Below are 17,598 nucleotides of genomic sequence, written 5' to 3' on the forward strand. Positions count from 1 at the left end.
TAACGTTCAGGTTCGGTCTGTCGGCGGGTTAACTGGCAAAGCGCCGCTCGGCGATGCCTTTCACACCCAGCCCGGTGATGGCGAACAGGGCACCGCGCTGCTGGCCATCTTGCGGAAAGCGCGGCAACGGCGGCTTGGCCATGGAGGTGACAAACAGTGTGTCCAGATTCGGGCCGCCGAAGGTCAGACTGGTCACTTTTTTCACCGGCATGTCGATGATGCGATCCACCTGCCCGTCAGGGGTGTAACGCACCAGCTTTCCGGCATACACCAGCGCTTGCCACAGACAGCCCTCGGCATCCACGGTGCAGCCATCCGCCGCGCCCCCTGCCGAGGTGTCGACCTTGGTAAAGGTGCGTCTGTTGGCGACTGCGCCGCTGGCGTTGTCGTAATCGTAGGTCCAGATCTCCCCGGACCAGGTGTCGGCGAAATAAAAAGTTTCCCCGCCCGGACTCCAGCAAGGGCCGTTGGACACGATGATGCCCTCATCCAGGGTGTGCAGGCTCAGGTCCGGGTCGAGGCGATACAGCTTTGCGCTGGCCTGATCCTCCTGCGTGTCCATCGAGCCCACGATGAACCGGCCCTGCCGATCGACCTTGCCATCATTGAGCCGATTGTTCGGCAACCCGGGTTCAGGGTCGACGATCAGCTCGAGATCGCCGCTCGGCAGATCGAGGTTATAGATGCCGGTCTGCAACGCGACGAGCGCCGCATCGCCGTGCTTGCGCAAGGCCATGGAGCCGATTTTCTGGCCGACATCCCAGGCGCGCAGTTCACGCCCGTCGTCCGTGCAGCGCAGGACGCGGCCGTCGAAGCTGTCGATCCAGTACAGGCGCTGTTGCTCGACATCCCAGCCCGGGCCTTCGCCCAGCGTGGTCTTTACGTCGACAACGATTTCGATACGCATTTTTCACCTCTGTCTTGTTGTTATTGAGATGACACATTTTGCGGCGACTAGAAATTAACCTTGTCCTGCCCCTTCAGATCGAGCATTTCACGGGCTTGGTCAGGCGTTGCCACCTGCCCGCCCAGCGCTTCGATCACCGTGCGGATACGCTTGACCTGATCGGCATTGGACGCCGCCAGCTTGCCCGGTCCGTCCCACAGCGAATCCTCCAGACCGACCCGCACATGACTGCCCATCGACAGGCCCATGGTGCCCAGCGGAATCTGATTGCGGCCGGCCCCCAGGATCGACCACTGATAGGCATCGCCAAACAGACGATCAGCCGTGCGGCGCATGTGCGCCAGGTCTTCAGGATGCCCGCCGATACCGCCGCGCAAACCGAATACAGACTGGATGAAGATCGGCGCTTTGAGCAACCCACGCTGCAGGAAGTGTGCTGCGGTATACAGATGGCCGATGTCGTAGCATTCAATCTCAAAGCGTGTACGGTTCTCGGCACAGGTATTAAGGATGTGCGCGATGTCGCGGAAGGTGTTGCGGAAAATCCGGTCGTCGCTGTCGGCCAGATAGGGACGCTCCCAGTCGTGCTTGAATTCGCTGTAGCGATCCAGCATTTCGTATAGTCCGAAGTTCATTGACCCCATGTTCAACGAGGCGAGTTCCGGCTTGAGCTGCGCCACCGGCTGCAGGCGCTCTTCCACGCCCATGGTCGGCGCGCCACCGGTGGTGATATTGATCACAACGTCGCTCTTGGCCTTGATCTGCGGCAGGAACTGCCGAAACAGATCGACATCCTGACTGGGCCTTCCGTCATGTGGGTCGCGGGCGTGCAAATGAACGATCGAGGCCCCGGCCTCGGCGGCACCGATGGCTGCATCGGCGATTTCCTGCGGCGTGATCGGCAAATGAGGCGACATCGACGGCGTGTGGATTGCTCCCGTGACGGCGCAGGTAATGATGACCGGACGTTTTTTGGGCATGAGCATTCTCCATTCTTGTTGTTGGCGAGAAGTCTGATGTGGAACATGACTCGGACGACGTCCGGTCATCGTTGCTATCGGGCCGAATCCTTAAAGGTATTCGACGTTGCCATCCACACTGATGGCCTGCCCCGTGACGTTGCGGGCGGCGGGCGAACACAGAAAGAGCGCCATCGCCGCAACGTCCTCGGCGGTGACCATGCGCTTGAGCGAGATCTTTTTCAGGTACTCCTCGCGCATCGCCTCCTCCGGCACGTTCATCTGTTGCGCACGGGCCCGAATCACTCCGTCCATGCGTGGACCTTCGACGATACCCGGCAGCAAGGCATTGACGCGGATATCACTTTCCCCCAACTCGGACGCCAGCGACTTCATCAGCCCGACAATCGCCCATTTGGTCGCGGCATACGGAGTGCGCCAGGCATAGCCCAGGCGACCGGCGACCGAGGCGATATGGATCAGGTGAGCGTTGGGCGAGGCCTTGAGCAACGGCACAGCGTGATGAGCGAAGCGGTACTGCCCGGTGAGATTGATGTCGATGGTGCGCTGCCACTCTTCTTCGCTGATTGCATCGATGCCCGCCGTCGGCCCGGCGATCCCGGCGTTGTTGATCAGCACATCAAGACCATCGAAGCGTGCTCGCTGCACCCTGAATACCGCTTCGATCTGCGCCGGATCAGCGACGTCTGCGTGGGTGGCGACGCTGCCTGGATGGCGATCGAGGAATGCCGCGATGGCCGCCTCGCTGACATCGCACACGTGTACCTTTGCCCCCGCTTCCAGGTAGGCCGTTGCCAATACCTCACCGATCCCGGCCGCACCGCCGGAAATCAGGACACGCAGCCCTGCATAGGGAACCAGCCGATTGAGAACACTCATGCTTTTTTCACTCCCGAGACACGCGACCTGGAGCGGTCGCTGTTTGCGATCAGGCGCGTCAGAGAGTCGGCAGCCTGCATGATGTCGTCGGTGACAGCTGCACGAGCCGCCGCCCCATCACGCGCCGCCAATGCCTCGACGATACGGTTGTGTGCTTCCATCGAACGCTGGAGATGCGCCCTGTCAGGCGCAACCAGCGCGAAACACGGACCGATGTGCAGCCAGAAATTCTCCACTGCCGCAACGATCAGCTCGGCCTTGGCCACCGCATAAATACGTCGGTGAAAGGCAAAGTTGGTCCACAGATAGAGCGCGACATCAACGTTGTCGGCAGCCTTCTGCATCTGCCCGCAGAGCTGGCTGATGTCGGCAAGATCGGCGTCGTTGATCAGAACCACGGCTTTCTCGGCCAACAGACCTTCCAGCGCAACCCGCGCATCGCGAATCTCGCGCAGCCGCTCCGGGGTCATCATGGGCACGCGCAACCGGGCGGTTTCGGTGACTTCGAAGGCGTTCTCGGCGCTGAGGCGATTCAAGGCTTCGCGAACTGGCATCGGACTGGAACCCAGCGCCTCGGCAAGACCACGGATCGTCAGCTTCTGACCCGGCTGAAAGCGCCCGCTCATCAACGCTTCACGGATCTGCCGGTAGACCTGGTCCTGGAGGGTATCGCGAGAGACCTGCCGCATGGCGGGCAGGAGGATGGGACGATCTGTCATGGGGAGTGACTCATATTGGCGTTCTTATAGAGCAAATATGTGATCACAAATAACATATGTCAAATTGTTTTTTTGGAGGTGGTGAGCACCTTAGTCGGAGCTCGCGTCGCAGGCACACGCGCAAAGCGTTGGTGCAGGGGAACGTCGCCACGGCTTTTAGGTAACAGCTATTGGCTATTCCGAGTGGCTGGATTAGGACGCTGGCACGGGGCTGTGCCTGTTATAAAAAGCGACAGGCCTTTTATGTGCAAGCAAGCAGCGCGAGAAGGTTTCAGCCCTCAATACCGCGTTTTACATAGGTCGTAAGGTTCAAAGCCAAGCGAATAAAAACTTGATATTGATGCCGATGATAATCAACGCCGTCAGCAGACCGGGTAAACGCCAAAGGCCAAGCAGCAGAAACAGGAAAGGATTTAAAAGGCCTATCAGAATCAGGACAACCGTGTGGATCCCCGAGCCTTCCGAACCAAGCAGGTCCCAAATCAGCACCCCCACCCATATCGCCCAACACGCATACATGGTTATACCGTCGACCCGGTAAAAGGCACGCTTGAAAGCACTTCCCAAGGTATCGGAATCATTGAGCATCAGTGCATCCATACATAAATTGATCTGCTCGATGGTAGCCGAACCGAATCGCGAAGCTCCAATACCCTTCTCAAACTGAGTCTCAGCGGCGGGGCAACGTCATGCCAATGCGTGAAAAGTGGGAGCGTCAGATGAGCAGGGGAATGTGATTGACTGGGCCTGACAGCACCGCGTAATCGTTCCATGAAATGGTTTTCGAACGGGACCAATGCTCGGATACTGGATATCTGATGGATGCTGCAAACATGGTGTCAGCAATTGACTCGCGTGGGCCGGGTCTGACATTTTTGAAAAGGAGGCAGGCATGAAAAACCAACGAGTCACGCAAAAGTCACGCGCATGAAAAAGGCCAATGCTGCGAACATTGGCCTAAGTCATTGAATTATATGGTCGGGACGGAGTGATTCGAACACTCGACCCCTAGCACCCCATGCTAGTGCGCTACCGGACTGCGCTACGCCCCGACTAGGCGTGTATCTGTTTTGCAACGTGCGAAAACGTTGAGGAATATACCCTAAGCATTTGAATTTTGGAAGTATCCTTACTGCTCAATTACGCCTTGAGCATGACGAGTACGTCTTCCAGCTCCGCAATCATCTCGCGGATCATCTGCTTGTACTGCTGGGTGTCATCCTTCGGTTCACCGCTGGTAAGACGAAGTCGGGCGCCACCGATGGTGAAGCCCTGATCGTACAGCAGGCCGCGGATCTGGCGGATCATCAGCACGTCCTGGCGCTGATAATACCGACGGTTTCCGCGTCGCTTGACGGGGTTGAGTTGAGGAAACTCCTGCTCCCAATAACGCAGAACGTGCGGTTTTACCGCGCAGAGCTCGCTGACCTCACCAATGGTGAAGTAGCGTTTGCCGGGGATCGGCGGCAGCTCGTCGTTATGACTTGGTTCCAGCATATGCCTCAACTCGGGCCTTCAGCTTCTGCCCTGGACGAAAGGTGACCACACGGCGCGCCGTAATCGGAATCTCTTCACCGGTCTTGGGATTTCTCCCAGGCCGCTGGCGCTTGTCTCGAAGGTCGAAGTTGCCGAAACCTGACAACTTCACCTGCTCGTTATCTTCCAGAGCGTGCCTGATTTCTTCAAAAAACAGTTCGACCAGTTCCTTGGCTTCCCGTTTATTCAGGCCCAGCTCTTCGTACAGACGTTCGGCCATCTCAGCTTTCGTCAGAGCCCCCATACGCTACTTCCTTAACGTGGCGTTTAACCTCTCCTCAAGCGAGGTGAGGATAGCAAGTGTCGTTGCGTTTACCTCATCGTCATTAAGAGTGCGTGATGGATGCTGCCAGGTCAAGCCGACTGCAAGGCTTTTTCTATGCGGATCAATGCCTTTACCCTGGTAAACATCAAATAACCTGAGGTCTGTGAGCCACTCGCCTGCATTTTCACGAATAACGTCCAGAACCGCACTGGCCGAAACATCCCGATCAGCCAGCAGTGCCAGGTCGCGGCGCACTTCAGGGAAGCGCGATAGCTCGTGGAATTTAGGCAGACGGCCGGTCGACACTTCGGCCAGAACCAGCTCGAAAACAAACACCGGGCGATCCAGGCCGAGGGTTTTCGACAGTTCCGGGTGAATGGCGCCCAGGAAACCGACCTCACGGCCATCACGCTCGATGCGAGCCGTCTGGCCTGGGTGCAAGGCAGGATGCTGACCCGGCGTGAAGGTGAACTCGCCCAACGCACCGGCAAAGCCCAGAACCGCTTCGACGTCGGCCTTGACGTCGAAGAAATCGACTACGTCGCGACCTTGCGCCCAGCCTTCCGGCAGGCGGCTGCCGCACACCACGCCAGCGAGCATCGGCTCTTGCTTCAAGCCGTCGAGCTGACCGACGAAGCGCAGACCGCTTTCGAACATCCGCACGCGATCCTGCTGGCGGTTGAGGTTGTGCTGCAGGGCTTTGACCAGACCGGGCCACAGCGAGGCGCGCATGGCCGCCATGTCATTGGAGATCGGGTTGGCCAGCAGCAACGGCTTGGCGCCCGGCGAGAAAAGCTCGAACCATTTCGGGTCGATGAAGCTGTAGGTGATCGCTTCCTGATAGCCGCGGGCAACCAGCAGGCGGCGCAACTCAGGCAGATCGCCCTTGGCTTCGGCCTTGGCCTGGGGAGCCAGGCGGGCTTGCGGATAGCGGACCGGCAGACGGTTGTAGCCGTACAGACGCGCCAGCTCTTCGATCAGGTCGACTTCAAGGCTGATGTCGAAACGATGACTTGGCACTTCGACACGCCATTGCCCATCGGCTTCAGCAGTCACAGCCAGGCCGAGACCTGTCAGCAGGCGTTCGATTTCGGCGTTTTCGATCACCAGACCGAGCATCTGCTCGACGCGGCTCGCGCGTAGCGTAACCGGGGCGATCGACGGCAAATGCTGCTCGCTGACCACTTCGATCACGGGGCCGGCTTCGCCACCAGTGATTTCCAGCAGCAGACCAGTGGCCCGCTCCATGGCTTCACGGGCCAGTTGCCAGTCCACACCACGCTCATAGCGGTGCGAAGCGTCGGTATGCAAACCATAGGAACGCGCCTTGCCGGCCACCGAAATGGTGTCGAAGAACGCGCTTTCCAGGAAAATATCGCGAGTACTTGCAGTCACACCGCTGTGCTCGCCACCCATGACACCGGCGATCGCCAGCGCGCGCTGGTGATCGGCAATGACCAACGTGTCGGCACGCAGGCTGACTTCCTGACCGTCGAGCAGAACGAGCTTCTCGCCCTCCTCGGCCATGCGCACACGAATCCCGCCGTTGATTTCGGCCAGATCGAACGCATGCAGAGGCTGACCCAGTTCCAGCATCACGTAGTTGGTGATGTCGACAGCGGCATCGATGCTGCGCACGTCGGAACGACGCAGACGCTCGACCATCCACAGCGGGGTCGGACGCGACAGGTCGACATTGCGGATCACACGGCCCAGGTAGCGCGGGCATGCAGCCGGCGCCAGTACTTCGACCGGGCGCACTTCATCGTGTGCAGCGCTGATAGCAGCGATCTGCGGACGGGTGACTTCTGCGGCGTACAGCGCACCGACTTCACGCGCCAGACCGGCCACCGACAGGCAGTCGCCGCGGTTTGGAGTCAGGTCGACCTCAATGCTGGCATCGTCCAGGCTCAGATAGACACGAATGTCCTGGCCAACCGGCGCATCAGCAGCCAGTTCCATCAGGCCATCATTGCCCTCGCCGGCCTGCAACTCGGCAGCCGAACACAACATGCCGTTGGACTCGACGCCGCGCAGCTTGGCTTTCTTGATCTTGAAATCGCCGGGAAGCTCGGCGCCGATCATGGCGAATGGAATTTTCAGGCCCGGACGCACATTTGGCGCACCACAGACAACCTGAAAGGTTTCGCTGCCATTGCTGACCTGACACACACGCAGCTTGTCGGCATCGGGGTGTTGCTCGGTGCTCAGCACCTCACCCACCACCACGCCGCTGAAAACGCCGGCGGCCAGCGTCACGCTGTCAACCTCAAGACCGGCCATCGACAGACGAGCAACCAGCTCGTCGCGGGAAACCTGCGGGCTTACCCAGCCGCGCAGCCATTGTTCACTGAATTTCATCCTGCTCTCCTGAAAGGTTCGTACGACTTAGCGAAATTGCGCGAGGAACCGCAAATCGTTGTCGAAGAACAGGCGCAAATCATTGACGCCGTAACGCAGCATGGCCAGACGCTCTACGCCCATGCCGAACGCAAAGCCCTGAAACTCTTCAGGATCGATGCCGGACATGCGCAGCACGTTCGGGTGGACCATGCCGCAACCCATGACTTCAAGCCAGCCGGTCTGCTTGCAGACGCGGCAGCCCTTGCCACTGCACATGACGCATTCCATATCCACTTCCGCCGAGGGCTCGGTGAACGGGAAATACGAAGGACGGAAGCGTACGGCCAGCTCTTTCTCGAAGAACACACGCAGGAATTCTTCGATGGTGCCTTTCAGATCGGCAAAATTGATGTCGCGATCAACCAGCAGACCTTCGATCTGGTGGAACATCGGCGAGTGGGTGATATCCGAGTCACTACGGTACACACGGCCTGGGCAGACGATGCGGATCGGCGGCTGCTGCGATTCCATAGTGCGTACCTGTACCGGCGAGGTATGGGTGCGCAGCAGCATGTTCGCATTGAAATAGAAGGTGTCGTGCATCGACCGGGCCGGGTGGTGGCCTGGGATGTTGAGCGCCTCGAAGTTGTGGTAATCGTCTTCGACTTCAGGGCCTTCGGCGATGCCGTAGCCGATGTGCGTGAAGAATTGTTCGATACGTTCCAGAGTACGGGTAATCGGGTGCAGACCACCTGAGGTCTGACCGCGGCCCGGCAGGGTCACATCGATGCATTCGGCCGCGAGCCTTGCAGTCAGTTCTGCCTGCTCAAACGATGCCTTGCGTGCATTGAGAACCTCTGTGACACGTTCCTTGGCAACGTTGATCAGCGCACCGACTTGCGGACGCTCTTCAGCAGGCAGGTTCCCCAGGGTCTTCATCACCTGAGTCAACTCGCCTTTCTTGCCGAGGTAGTGAACCCGGATTTGCTCCAGGGCATTGATATCTTCGGCGCTTTGCACAGCCTCAAGAGCTTGAGAGACCAGCGCGTCCAGGTTTTCCATGTACAGACTCCAGATACAAAATAGGGGAAGAGCTGAAGGCTCTTCCCCTATTTATGACGTTTAACACCGGCCCCGGAGAACCGGGGCAAGTGATTGTCGGGGACTTAGGCCAAGGTGGCTTTAGCTTTCTCGACAATCGCAGCAAACGCCGCTTTTTCGTTCACTGCCAGATCAGCCAGAACCTTACGGTCGATCTCGATGGACGCTTTTTTCAGGCCGGCAATGAAACGGCTGTAGGACAGACCGTTAACACGAGCACCAGCGTTGATACGAGCGATCCACAGAGCGCGGAACTGACGTTTTTTCTGACGACGGTCACGGTAGGCGTATTGGCCTGCCTTGATTACCGCTTGCTTGGCAACACGGAATACGCGTGAACGCGCGCCGTAGTAGCCTTTTGCAAGTTTCAGAATTTTTTTGTGACGCTTACGGGCAATGACGCCACGCTTTACACGAGCCATGAGTTATTTCCTCTATATCTTGATCAAAATTAACGAAGGCGCAGCATGCGCTCGACTTTTGCCACGTCAGACGGATGCAGCAAGCTGCTACCGCGCAATTGACGCTTACGCTTTGTCGACATTTTGGTCAGGATGTGGCTCTTGAAAGCGTGCTTGTGCTTGATGCCGTTGGCGGTTTTCAAAAACCGCTTAGCTGCACCACTTTTAGTCTTCATCTTTGGCATGTTCGGATACTCCGCATTCAGTTGATAAATATAACCGCAAGGCCTGCCGTGCCCTGGTGGTTATTTCTTCTTTTTCGGGGCGATGACCATGATCAGCTGGCGTCCTTCCATCTTAGGATGCTGTTCGACGGAACCGTATTCGAGCAGGTCACCTTCAACCCGCTTCAACAGCTCCATACCCAGCTCCTGGTGGGCCATCTCACGACCGCGGAATCTCAACGATACCTTGGCCCTGTCCCCGTCACTCAGGAAACGTACCAGGTTGCGTAGTTTTACCTGGTAATCCCCTTCCTCCGTCCCTGGACGAAACTTGATTTCTTTAACCTGGATCTGCTTCTGGTTCTTCTTCGCTGCAGCAACCTGCTTCTTCTTCTCGAAGATCGATTTGCCGTAATCCATCACACGGCAGACCGGAGGGAGTGCGTCGGCAGAAATCTCTACCAGATCCAGCTTCGCCTCTTCGGCAATACGAAGCGCTTCATCAATCGAGACGATGCCAATCTGCTCGCCGTCAGCGCCAATTAAACGAACCTCGCGGGCCGAGATATTTTCATTGATCGGGGCCTTGGGTGCAGCTCGTTTATCTTGTCTCATTTCACGCTTAATAATAATTACTCCGTATCTTGGCGACCACGCCGGGAAACCGCTTGTGCGAGGAATTCAGCGAATTGGGCGACCGGCATCGAGCCAAGGTCAGCGCCTTCACGTGTACGCACAGCGACAGTTTGCATTTCAACCTCCCGATCTCCAATCACGAGGAGATAAGGAACCTTGAGCAAAGTATGCTCACGGATTTTAAAGCCGATCTTTTCATTTCTCAAGTCGGACTTGGCACGAAACCCGCTTTCGGCCAGAGTTTTTTCCACTTCGAGGGCAAAATCGGCCTGTTTGTCAGTGATATTCATGATCACTGCCTGGGTAGGCGCCAGCCAGGCCGGGAATGCGCCTTCGTAATGCTCGATCAGAATTCCGATGAACCGCTCGAAGGATCCAAGAATCGCGCGGTGCAACATGACCGGATTCTTGCGACTGTTGTCTTCCGACACGTACTCGGCACTCAAGCGGATCGGCAGATTGAAGTCCAGCTGCAAGGTGCCGCACTGCCATACCCGACCGAGACAATCCTTGAGGGAGAACTCGATTTTCGGACCGTAGAACGCGCCTTCACCCGGCTGCAGATCATAAGGCAGACCTGCGCTATCGAGTGCAGAAGCCAGCGCCGATTCGGCACGGTCCCAAAGCTCGTCGGAGCCTACACGCTTTTCAGGGCGAGTGGACAATTTGAGTTCGATATCCTTGAAGCCGAAATCGGCGTAGACATCCAGCGTCAGCTTGATGAACGCGGCGGACTCGGCCTGCATCTGGTCTTCGGTACAGAAGATGTGCGCATCGTCCTGAGTGAAGCCACGCACGCGCATGATGCCGTGCAAGGCGCCCGATGGCTCGTTACGGTGACAGGCACCGAACTCGGCCAGACGCATCGGCAGCTCGCGGTAGCTCTTCAGGCCCTGATTGAACACCTGCACGTGGCAAGGGCAGTTCATCGGCTTGATCGCGTAGTCGCGGCTTTCGGACTCGGTGGTGAACATGTTGTCGGCGTAGTTGGCCCAGTGCCCGGATTTTTCCCAGAGCGAGCGATCAACTACTTGCGGAGTCTTGATCTCGAGGTAGCCGTTTTCACGCTGCACTTTGCGCATATACTGCTCGAGCACCTGGTACAGGGTCCAGCCCTGCGGGTGCCAGAAGACCATGCCCGGCGCTTCTTCCTGGGTATGGAACAGACCAAGACGCTTGCCGATCTTGCGATGGTCGCGTTTCTCGGCTTCTTCGATGCGCAGAATGTAGGCCGCCAACTGCTTCTTGTCAGCCCAGGCGGTGCCGTAGACACGCTGCAGTTGCTCGTTCTTGGCGTCGCCACGCCAGTAGGCGCCAGACAGCTTGGTCAGCTTGAATGACTTCAGGAAACGCGTGTTCGGCACGTGCGGACCGCGGCACATGTCGACGTATTCTTCGTGGTAATACAGGCCCATGGCCTGCTCGTTCGGCATGTCTTCGACCAGGCGCAGCTTGTAATCTTCGTGACGGGCGGTGAACACCTCGATCACTTCAGCGCGCGGGGTGACTTTCTTGATGACGTCGTAATCTTTTTCGATCAATTGCTGCATGCGCTGCTCGATCGCCGCCATATCGTCAGGCGTGAACGGGCGCTCGTAGGCGATATCGTAATAGAAACCGTCGTCGATCACCGGGCCGATGACCATTTTTGCAGTCGGATACAACTGCTTGACCGCGTGCCCTACCAGGTGCGCGCAGGAGTGACGGATGATTTCCAGTCCTTCCTGATCCTTGGGGGTGATGATCTGCAGGCTGGCATCGTTTTCGATCAGGTCGCAGGCGTCGACAAGCTTGCCGTCGACCTTGCCGGCAACGGTGGCCTTGGCCAGACCGGCACCGATTGAAAGCGCGACATCGGCTACGGAAACCGCATGATCGAATGAACGTTGACTGCCGTCGGGAAGAGTAATAGTTGGCATGGCGCCTCCTCTCCTAGTGGTGACCCCTACCAAAGGTCACGTGGGTTGGGATGAGCCAGTACGTGATCCGGTGGTATGCCTGCCTCACAGTGGCAGGAGCCTTGGGGCCAACCTTGAACCGGACCAGATGACTGGAATGTACGAAAAAACCTGCCTGCGCTGCACCGAAAGCCATAGACCATGGGGCGCTTGAAAATAACAGGACGCGCATCCTACCACAGCCAGGCCGACCGGGATGCACATCCACGCAAATCAAATGGAATTAACACGGCGCCTGAACTGGCAGGCTTCATGGGCGTCAGAAACCAGCGAGACCCCGTACGTTTTTTCCAGCAATAAGGAGAACACCATGAAGTTTTCACGCCTGACCAGCCTCCTCTTCTGCAGCGCCGCCCTCATCCCGCTGGGTGCTCACGCCGCGATGGACGGAGCGACACGCACCACTTTCACTCAGGAATGCGTTGCTGCGGCCAAGAAACAGGGGCTGAATGACAAGACCGCCGCGACTCACTGCGAATGCGGTGCAAAGCAGGTGGACAGTCATTTCACCGACAAGGAAATAGCCTCGCTCAAGGACACCAAGGCAGCACCTCCCGCTGCATTGACGGCAAAACTGCAAAAACTGGTCGCAGAGAACTGCACAGCGACAAAATAATCATTTTTTTCAGCCGGGGTAAAACGCACGTGCCAAGCACTGATAGCAGTTGGCCCCGGCTCTTCTGAAAGCCATTGAAATCATGGCTTTAAGCGCCATTGATAAAGCCTGTTCTGTACGGGATCTGGCACCTCGGAGGGCGGTTTGCAGAGTATGGTGAACTGCATATACGGGACCTTTACGCAAAGCGCCCACCTTAATAGCTGTTTTTTTGCTCATTTCGACTATGATAGCCCGGTGTGCCCAGTTGGCCTGAGCAGCACGTTACTGAAAATTATGTTTCTGGAGATACACCATGTCTAATCGCCAAACCGGCACCGTAAAATGGTTCAACGATGAAAAAGGCTTCGGCTTTATCACTCCACAAGGTGGCGGTGACGACCTGTTCGTACACTTCAAAGCAATCCAGAGCGACGGTTTCAAAAGCCTGAAAGAAGGCCAGACCGTTACTTTTGTTGCTGCTAAAGGCCAGAAAGGCATGCAAGCAGAAGAAGTTCAGGTGGCCTGATTCACCTGACACAAAAAAACCCCGTCATTGACGGGGTTTTTTTATGTGCAAAAGAAAGTACCGGCTCAACCGCAATTGATCCGGGTGACCTTACCCGAAGCGTCGGTGTTGACGTTTACCCGCTCGGATCGGTATTCCAGCGTGACCATGTCGTCAGGACCGAGAATGCGCGCATCCTGCGAACCGGAACGGGCGCGGACTTGAGAAAGGAGGTCTATGGACGCTTGCTTGCCAATGGCAAACTGGGCAAGCCCTGCATCACAGCGGCCAGGTATCGCGTTGCTGGCTGGCGCGTCGGCCTTGACGGGCGCTTCAGCACTGGCACTGCTATCGGGGGCCGTACTGCTGCAGCCTGCCATCAATGAAGCCACGACCATAAAACCCAATGTTGCGAATTTCCGGGGCATACACCCTCCTCTGCCAATGAACGTTTCCAGACCTGTCCGACCGCGCTCGGGCGCGTTGGTTGCACGGTCCGACCGACATGCCTTGCGTAACCTGTTGATCTGTCTGGAACGGGAGTCTGCCTTGGCATGACACAGGACGCGCGAAGAAATCGTCACAAAACGTTTACCGCCGGTACTCATTGAACCGGGCTATCAGGATCATGTGTAAGTAGAAGTGTCAAAATGTGCGGGGGATGGTTTACTGCCAGAGACACAAGCGCCGGGACGCGAGCAGCGTGTACGTGGCCCTTCACTGGAGATCAGACAGACATGACAGCCATAACCCTAGACGCCGACATCAAGGCCAAGTGGCCTCAGGGCCACTGCTCGCACAGCCCCGGGAATCCGGAAGAGCTGATGATCATCGCAGTCGACCTGCTGATCAAGGAACTGGGCACCGAGGGTGCCCGCTCCTTCATCAGCCAGGTGCTGAGCCGCTATGCGGCGGCAGGACTGCCCGCCTGATACGCGGCTTCAGAATGCATGACTACTTGAGACGCGCCAGTCGCTCGGTCAGCAGATCGAAGAAACCCTGAGCGTCGCCGTTCTCGACCCAGAATACGTTCTGCGGCTGCTTGAGCGTGCCGTACCAGTCGGCCACTGTCTGACCGAAACCGATCCCTTCACGAGTGTCTACCGCCACGTTGATCTGCCTTCCGGAGAACAACGCGGGCTTGAGCAGCCAGGCAATCACGCTGGCATCGTGTACAGGTCCACCGGGCAAACCGTAATGCTCCATGTCCAGCTTGACGTATTCATTGAGAATGCCGTCCACCAGCTTGCCAGCATTATTGCCCAATGCGGCGATCTGCTTGAGGCGCTGTTCACTGGTGAGAATCTTGTGGGTCACATCCAGCGGCACGTACGTCAGCTTCACACCACTGGCCAGAACGATCTGCGCAGCGTGGGGGTCGGCGAACAGATTGAATTCGGCAACCGGAGTGATGTTACCGCCGTTGAAATGCGCGCCGCCCATGACCACCACTTCCTTGATGCCCTGGGTGATTTCCGGAGCCTGCACCAGCGCTAGCGCCAGGTTGGTCTGCGGGCCGAGCATGGCGATGGTGATGCTGTGCGGCTTGGCCTTGCTCAGGGTGCGAATCAGGTAATCGACGGCATTGCCTTCGGCCAGCCCCTTGGCGGGCTCATGCACGGGCACACCCGGTAAACCTTCCTGACCGTGAACGTTCTCTGCATAGATCGGTGTACGCACCAGCGGCTTGGGCGCACCGGCATACACAGGCACCTCTTCGCGCCCGGCCCACTCCCGCGCCAGCCTGGCGTTGCGCGAGGTCTTGTCGAGCCGCACATTGCCGGCCACCGTGGTGATAGCCATGACGTTCAGCTCTTCAGGTGACGCCAGCGCCAGCAACAACGCAACGACATCGTCCGCACCTGGATCGGTATCGATGATCAGATCGCGCTTTTCAGCCGCCTGGACAGCAGCAGTACCTAGAATGGACAAGAGCAACGCTCCACGAATGAACTGCCTGGAAAACTGTATCAATGTCATATGAAACTCCCTTTCTTGAATAACTAGGCTTTTTGCGAAAAGTCGGCGAGCGAAGGTCAGGCAAGGCAAAAACAGGCGAGGACCGGCCGGGGTCGCGCTCGACTCTACGTGTTGTAAATGAGCATTCTGATCGGACTCGCGCACGAGCCTGTTTTTAACGCAGCATCACCGAGCGCAGCCACTTTTTGCACATAGCCTAGAAGACGACTCCGGATACCAGCGCCACATTACTGTACGGCTGACATTCTCCGGTACGGATGATTGCCTTGGCCTTGCGACTCAAGACCTTGAGGTCTTCATGGCTTATCCAGCGTTGTTGCCCCAATTGGTCGTCGAGATTCAGGCTTTCGATCACCTGCAACGCAGGCGGCTGGACCTCGGCCATCTCGCTGGCCAGCACATGGCTTTCAACCTGCATTTCACTCAGCACGACATCCAGCACACTGATGAAATCCGGCACACCGCGGGTCAGCGCGAGGTCGATCAGTTCGACGCCTGCCGGTACTGGCATGCCGGCGTCGACGATCATCAGGATGTCACCGTGGCCCAGCGATGCAATCACGCGGGACAGGGCAATATTGAGTAACGGGGTCTTTTTCATAGCGAATTGAATTCCTGTACTTCCTCAAACGTCGGGATGGACGGCTGGGCACCCGCTCGGGTGACGGAGATGGCCGCCGCAGCCTGACCGAAACGAATTGCCTGCAACTCGCCATGGCCTGCGGACAATGCCGCCGCAAAACCGCCGACAAAGGTATCACCTGCAGCGGTGGTGTCCACGGCCTGCACGCGTCGCGCTGGAATATGCTCCATGCCAGACGCATTGGCGAACAGGGTTCCGTGCTCGCCGAGGGTGATGATCACGTTGCGCGCGCCGGCCGCCAGCATGGATGATGCCGCGTTTTCAGCGGCAGCCGGTGAGTCAACGTTTACACCGGTCAGGGTCTGCGCTTCGCTTTCGTTCGGGATCAGGTAGTCGATCAGGGCATACCAGTTTGCCGGCAAGGGCTCGCTGGCAGGCGCAGGATTGAGAATGACGGTCTTGCCCAGCGCACGGGCGCGGGCCAGGGTATGGAAAACGGTCTCGGTCGGCACTTCGAGCTGGCAGATGACGATTTGCGAATCCGCCAGCAGCGTGTCGAAGCGCTCGATCAATGCCGGACTGAGCCGACCATTGCCACCGGCCACGATGACAATGGCGTTCTGGCTGTTGGCGTCGACCACGATCGAGGCGATACCGGTGGACACGCCCTCAACGACGGTCACCGCCTGACAATCGATCTGCTCGGCCAGCAACGCTGCACGCAATTGTTCCCCGTAGGCATCGGCCCCGACACAACCGATCATCGCCACGCTGGCGCCCAGACGTGCCGCAGCGACCGCCTGATTCGCACCCTTGCCGCCCGGCACGGTGTCAAATGTTTCCCCGCTCAAGGTCTCGCCGGGACGCGGCAGACGCTGGGCGCGGATGACCAGATCCATGTTCAGACTGCCCACTATCACTATTTTTGCTTGCATGGCTCATTAATCCGTTGCTGTACGTGCACGTCATTCGTTGGACAAAGTGTTTGGCGCTGCCGTGGACTCGCGCACCACGACGCTGGGCGTCACGAGTCTTTTTTCGGCAGGAAGCCCATGGGGTGTGGCGATTCTGCTCAGCAGCATTTCTGCAGCGGTTTCGCCCAATTGCATGATCGACTGTCCCACGGTGGTGAGCGCCGGATAAACGTAGCGACTCATCTGGATATCATCGAAACCGATCACCGACAGGTCCTGAGGCACGCGAATCAAGCGCTCGGCGGCGGCGCGCAGCACACCGATGGCAATCACGTCGTTGCCGGCAAAAATCGCGGTCGGCGGGCGTTCTGCCAGCAGCTGGCACGCAGCCTCATGACCGGCAGAGCTGGTGAACTCACTGTGCAGCGACCATTCGGCCCGGACCTGGACGGACGCCTGCTGCAGGGCGCGCCGATAACCCGCCAGACGCATCTCGGCCACGGTGCTATGAACTGGCCCGCCGATACAGGCAATGGCGCTATGCCCCAGGTCCAGCAAGTGCCGAGTCGCCAGATAAGCGCCCTGCTCATGGTCGATACGGATCATGTCGGCATCGATACCGTCCAGTTCCCGGTCAACGATCACCAGCGGCGTACGGACCTCGGCAAGTCCGCCTGCAACACCGACATCACCACCGACCGAAGAGACAATCAGACCGTCCACGCGCTTTTCCAGCAGCACGCGCAGATAACCACGCTGTTTCTCCGGATTGTCATCGGAGTTGCAGAGGATCACACAAAAACCATTGCGCTCGCAGTAATCCTCGATGCCCCGCGCCAACTCGGCGAAGTACGGGTTCATGCCGTTGGGAATCAACAGACCGATAGTCGAGGTGGTCTTGGCCTTCAGCGAACGCGCCACTGCACTGGGCACATAATCGAGCTGTGCAATGGCGGCTTCGACCTTGAGCCTGACCGGTTCGCTGACCGGCCGGGTCTTGTTCAGCACGTGGGAAACCGTGGTGTACGAGATACCCGCAAGGGCCGCGACATCCTTGATGGTTGCCATA

General features: G+C 58.1%; 21 protein-coding genes and 1 tRNA gene. 3 read left to right on the top strand and 19 right to left on the bottom strand.

Features of this window, described 5'->3' with window-relative positions; translation table 11 throughout:
- Positions 1-28: 28 nt before the first annotated feature.
- The 14 genes from JOE34_RS20800 to thrS form a co-directional block, all read right to left on the bottom strand.
- Positions 29-907: an SMP-30/gluconolactonase/LRE family protein gene (locus JOE34_RS20800; protein ID WP_003396145.1), complete on the bottom strand. Its 879-nt coding sequence runs from the start codon at positions 905-907 to the stop codon at positions 29-31.
- Between the two features lie 47 nt (positions 908-954).
- A complete protein-coding gene (locus JOE34_RS20805; RefSeq protein WP_003432995.1) occupies positions 955-1,887 on the bottom strand; it encodes a 3-keto-5-aminohexanoate cleavage protein in 933 nt (310 codons plus the stop codon).
- A 90-nt stretch (positions 1,888-1,977) separates the two neighbouring features.
- Complete coding sequence (locus JOE34_RS20810; RefSeq protein WP_209996589.1) at positions 1,978-2,766, bottom strand: SDR family oxidoreductase; 789 nt, start codon at positions 2,764-2,766, stop codon at positions 1,978-1,980.
- Positions 2,763-3,485, bottom strand: coding sequence for a GntR family transcriptional regulator (locus JOE34_RS20815; protein ID WP_003423803.1), 723 nt, complete (start codon positions 3,483-3,485; stop codon positions 2,763-2,765). The genes JOE34_RS20810 and JOE34_RS20815 overlap by 4 nt, the downstream gene beginning before the upstream one ends.
- 309 nt (positions 3,486-3,794) lie before the next feature.
- Complete coding sequence (locus JOE34_RS20820) at positions 3,795-4,073, bottom strand: hypothetical protein (protein ID WP_046265756.1); 279 nt, start codon at positions 4,071-4,073, stop codon at positions 3,795-3,797.
- A 387-nt stretch (positions 4,074-4,460) separates the two neighbouring features.
- Positions 4,461-4,537 (bottom strand) — tRNA-Pro (locus tag JOE34_RS20825).
- A gap of 88 nt (positions 4,538-4,625) precedes the next feature.
- Positions 4,626-4,982: a MerR family transcriptional regulator gene (locus JOE34_RS20830; protein ID WP_003315559.1), complete on the bottom strand. Its 357-nt coding sequence runs from the start codon at positions 4,980-4,982 to the stop codon at positions 4,626-4,628.
- Positions 4,963-5,265 (bottom strand): integration host factor subunit alpha, encoded by a 303-nt coding sequence (ihfA, locus tag JOE34_RS20835; protein ID WP_002553164.1) that lies wholly within the window; start codon positions 5,263-5,265, stop codon positions 4,963-4,965. The genes JOE34_RS20830 and ihfA overlap by 20 nt, the downstream gene beginning before the upstream one ends.
- A 3-nt stretch (positions 5,266-5,268) precedes the next feature.
- The gene (gene pheT / locus JOE34_RS20840) at positions 5,269-7,647 is read right to left on the bottom strand and encodes a phenylalanine--tRNA ligase subunit beta (RefSeq protein WP_046265757.1); all 2,379 of its coding nucleotides are present in this window, start codon (positions 7,645-7,647) and stop codon (positions 5,269-5,271) included.
- 27 nt (positions 7,648-7,674) lie between these two features.
- Positions 7,675-8,691 carry a phenylalanine--tRNA ligase subunit alpha gene (gene pheS, locus JOE34_RS20845; protein ID WP_003367019.1) on the bottom strand — a complete coding sequence of 339 codons (1,017 nt, stop codon included), beginning with the start codon at positions 8,689-8,691 and terminating at the stop codon, positions 7,675-7,677.
- A 104-nt stretch (positions 8,692-8,795) separates the two neighbouring features.
- The gene (gene rplT, locus JOE34_RS20850; protein ID WP_002553161.1) at positions 8,796-9,152 is read right to left on the bottom strand and encodes a 50S ribosomal protein L20; all 357 of its coding nucleotides are present in this window, start codon (positions 9,150-9,152) and stop codon (positions 8,796-8,798) included.
- Between the two features lie 29 nt (positions 9,153-9,181).
- The gene (gene rpmI, locus JOE34_RS20855; RefSeq protein WP_002553160.1) at positions 9,182-9,376 is read right to left on the bottom strand and encodes a 50S ribosomal protein L35; all 195 of its coding nucleotides are present in this window, start codon (positions 9,374-9,376) and stop codon (positions 9,182-9,184) included.
- Positions 9,377-9,436: 60 nt separating this feature from the next.
- Positions 9,437-9,988, bottom strand: a complete 552-nt coding sequence (gene infC, locus JOE34_RS20860; protein ID WP_170855886.1) for a translation initiation factor IF-3 — start codon at positions 9,986-9,988, stop codon at positions 9,437-9,439.
- A complete protein-coding gene (thrS, locus tag JOE34_RS20865) occupies positions 9,988-11,910 on the bottom strand; it encodes a threonine--tRNA ligase (RefSeq protein ID WP_003315564.1) in 1,923 nt (640 codons plus the stop codon). Before thrS ends, infC begins: the two co-directional genes overlap by 1 nt.
- 349 nt (positions 11,911-12,259) lie before the next feature.
- On the opposite strand from thrS, the gene JOE34_RS20870 reads away from it, so the two are divergent.
- Positions 12,260-12,565, top strand: a complete 306-nt coding sequence (locus JOE34_RS20870; protein ID WP_003347599.1) for a hypothetical protein — start codon at positions 12,260-12,262, stop codon at positions 12,563-12,565.
- 295 nt (positions 12,566-12,860) lie between these two features.
- Positions 12,861-13,073, top strand: coding sequence for a cold-shock protein (locus JOE34_RS20875; RefSeq protein ID WP_003315566.1), 213 nt, complete (start codon positions 12,861-12,863; stop codon positions 13,071-13,073).
- 65 nt (positions 13,074-13,138) lie between these two features.
- Here JOE34_RS20875 and JOE34_RS20880 read toward each other — a convergent pair whose 3' ends face one another.
- Complete coding sequence (locus JOE34_RS20880) at positions 13,139-13,480, bottom strand: I78 family peptidase inhibitor (RefSeq protein WP_004418197.1); 342 nt, start codon at positions 13,478-13,480, stop codon at positions 13,139-13,141.
- 309 nt (positions 13,481-13,789) lie between these two features.
- Between JOE34_RS20880 and JOE34_RS20885 the strand changes: the two genes are divergently transcribed.
- The gene (locus tag JOE34_RS20885) at positions 13,790-13,984 is read left to right on the top strand and encodes a hypothetical protein (RefSeq protein ID WP_003315568.1); all 195 of its coding nucleotides are present in this window, start codon (positions 13,790-13,792) and stop codon (positions 13,982-13,984) included.
- A 22-nt stretch (positions 13,985-14,006) separates the two neighbouring features.
- Here the strand turns inward: JOE34_RS20885 and JOE34_RS20890 are convergent, their stop codons facing one another.
- From JOE34_RS20890 to JOE34_RS20905, 4 genes are all read right to left on the bottom strand, one after another.
- A complete protein-coding gene (locus JOE34_RS20890) occupies positions 14,007-15,032 on the bottom strand; it encodes a nucleoside hydrolase (protein WP_016567905.1) in 1,026 nt (341 codons plus the stop codon).
- A gap of 196 nt (positions 15,033-15,228) precedes the next feature.
- Positions 15,229-15,633 carry a D-ribose pyranase gene (gene rbsD, locus JOE34_RS20895; protein WP_010411492.1) on the bottom strand — a complete coding sequence of 135 codons (405 nt, stop codon included), beginning with the start codon at positions 15,631-15,633 and terminating at the stop codon, positions 15,229-15,231.
- On the bottom strand, positions 15,630-16,550 hold the full coding sequence (rbsK, locus tag JOE34_RS20900; protein ID WP_024684328.1) for a ribokinase: 921 nt from the start codon (positions 16,548-16,550) through the stop codon (positions 15,630-15,632). The genes rbsD and rbsK overlap by 4 nt, the downstream gene beginning before the upstream one ends.
- 30 nt (positions 16,551-16,580) lie before the next feature.
- A complete protein-coding gene (locus JOE34_RS20905; protein WP_209996592.1) occupies positions 16,581-17,597 on the bottom strand; it encodes a substrate-binding domain-containing protein in 1,017 nt (338 codons plus the stop codon).
- Position 17,598 lies beyond the last annotated feature (1 nt).

It is taken from the genome of Pseudomonas sp. PvP028 (assembly GCF_017832255.1).
GTDB classification, from domain to species: Bacteria; Pseudomonadota; Gammaproteobacteria; order Pseudomonadales; family Pseudomonadaceae; genus Aquipseudomonas; species Aquipseudomonas syringae.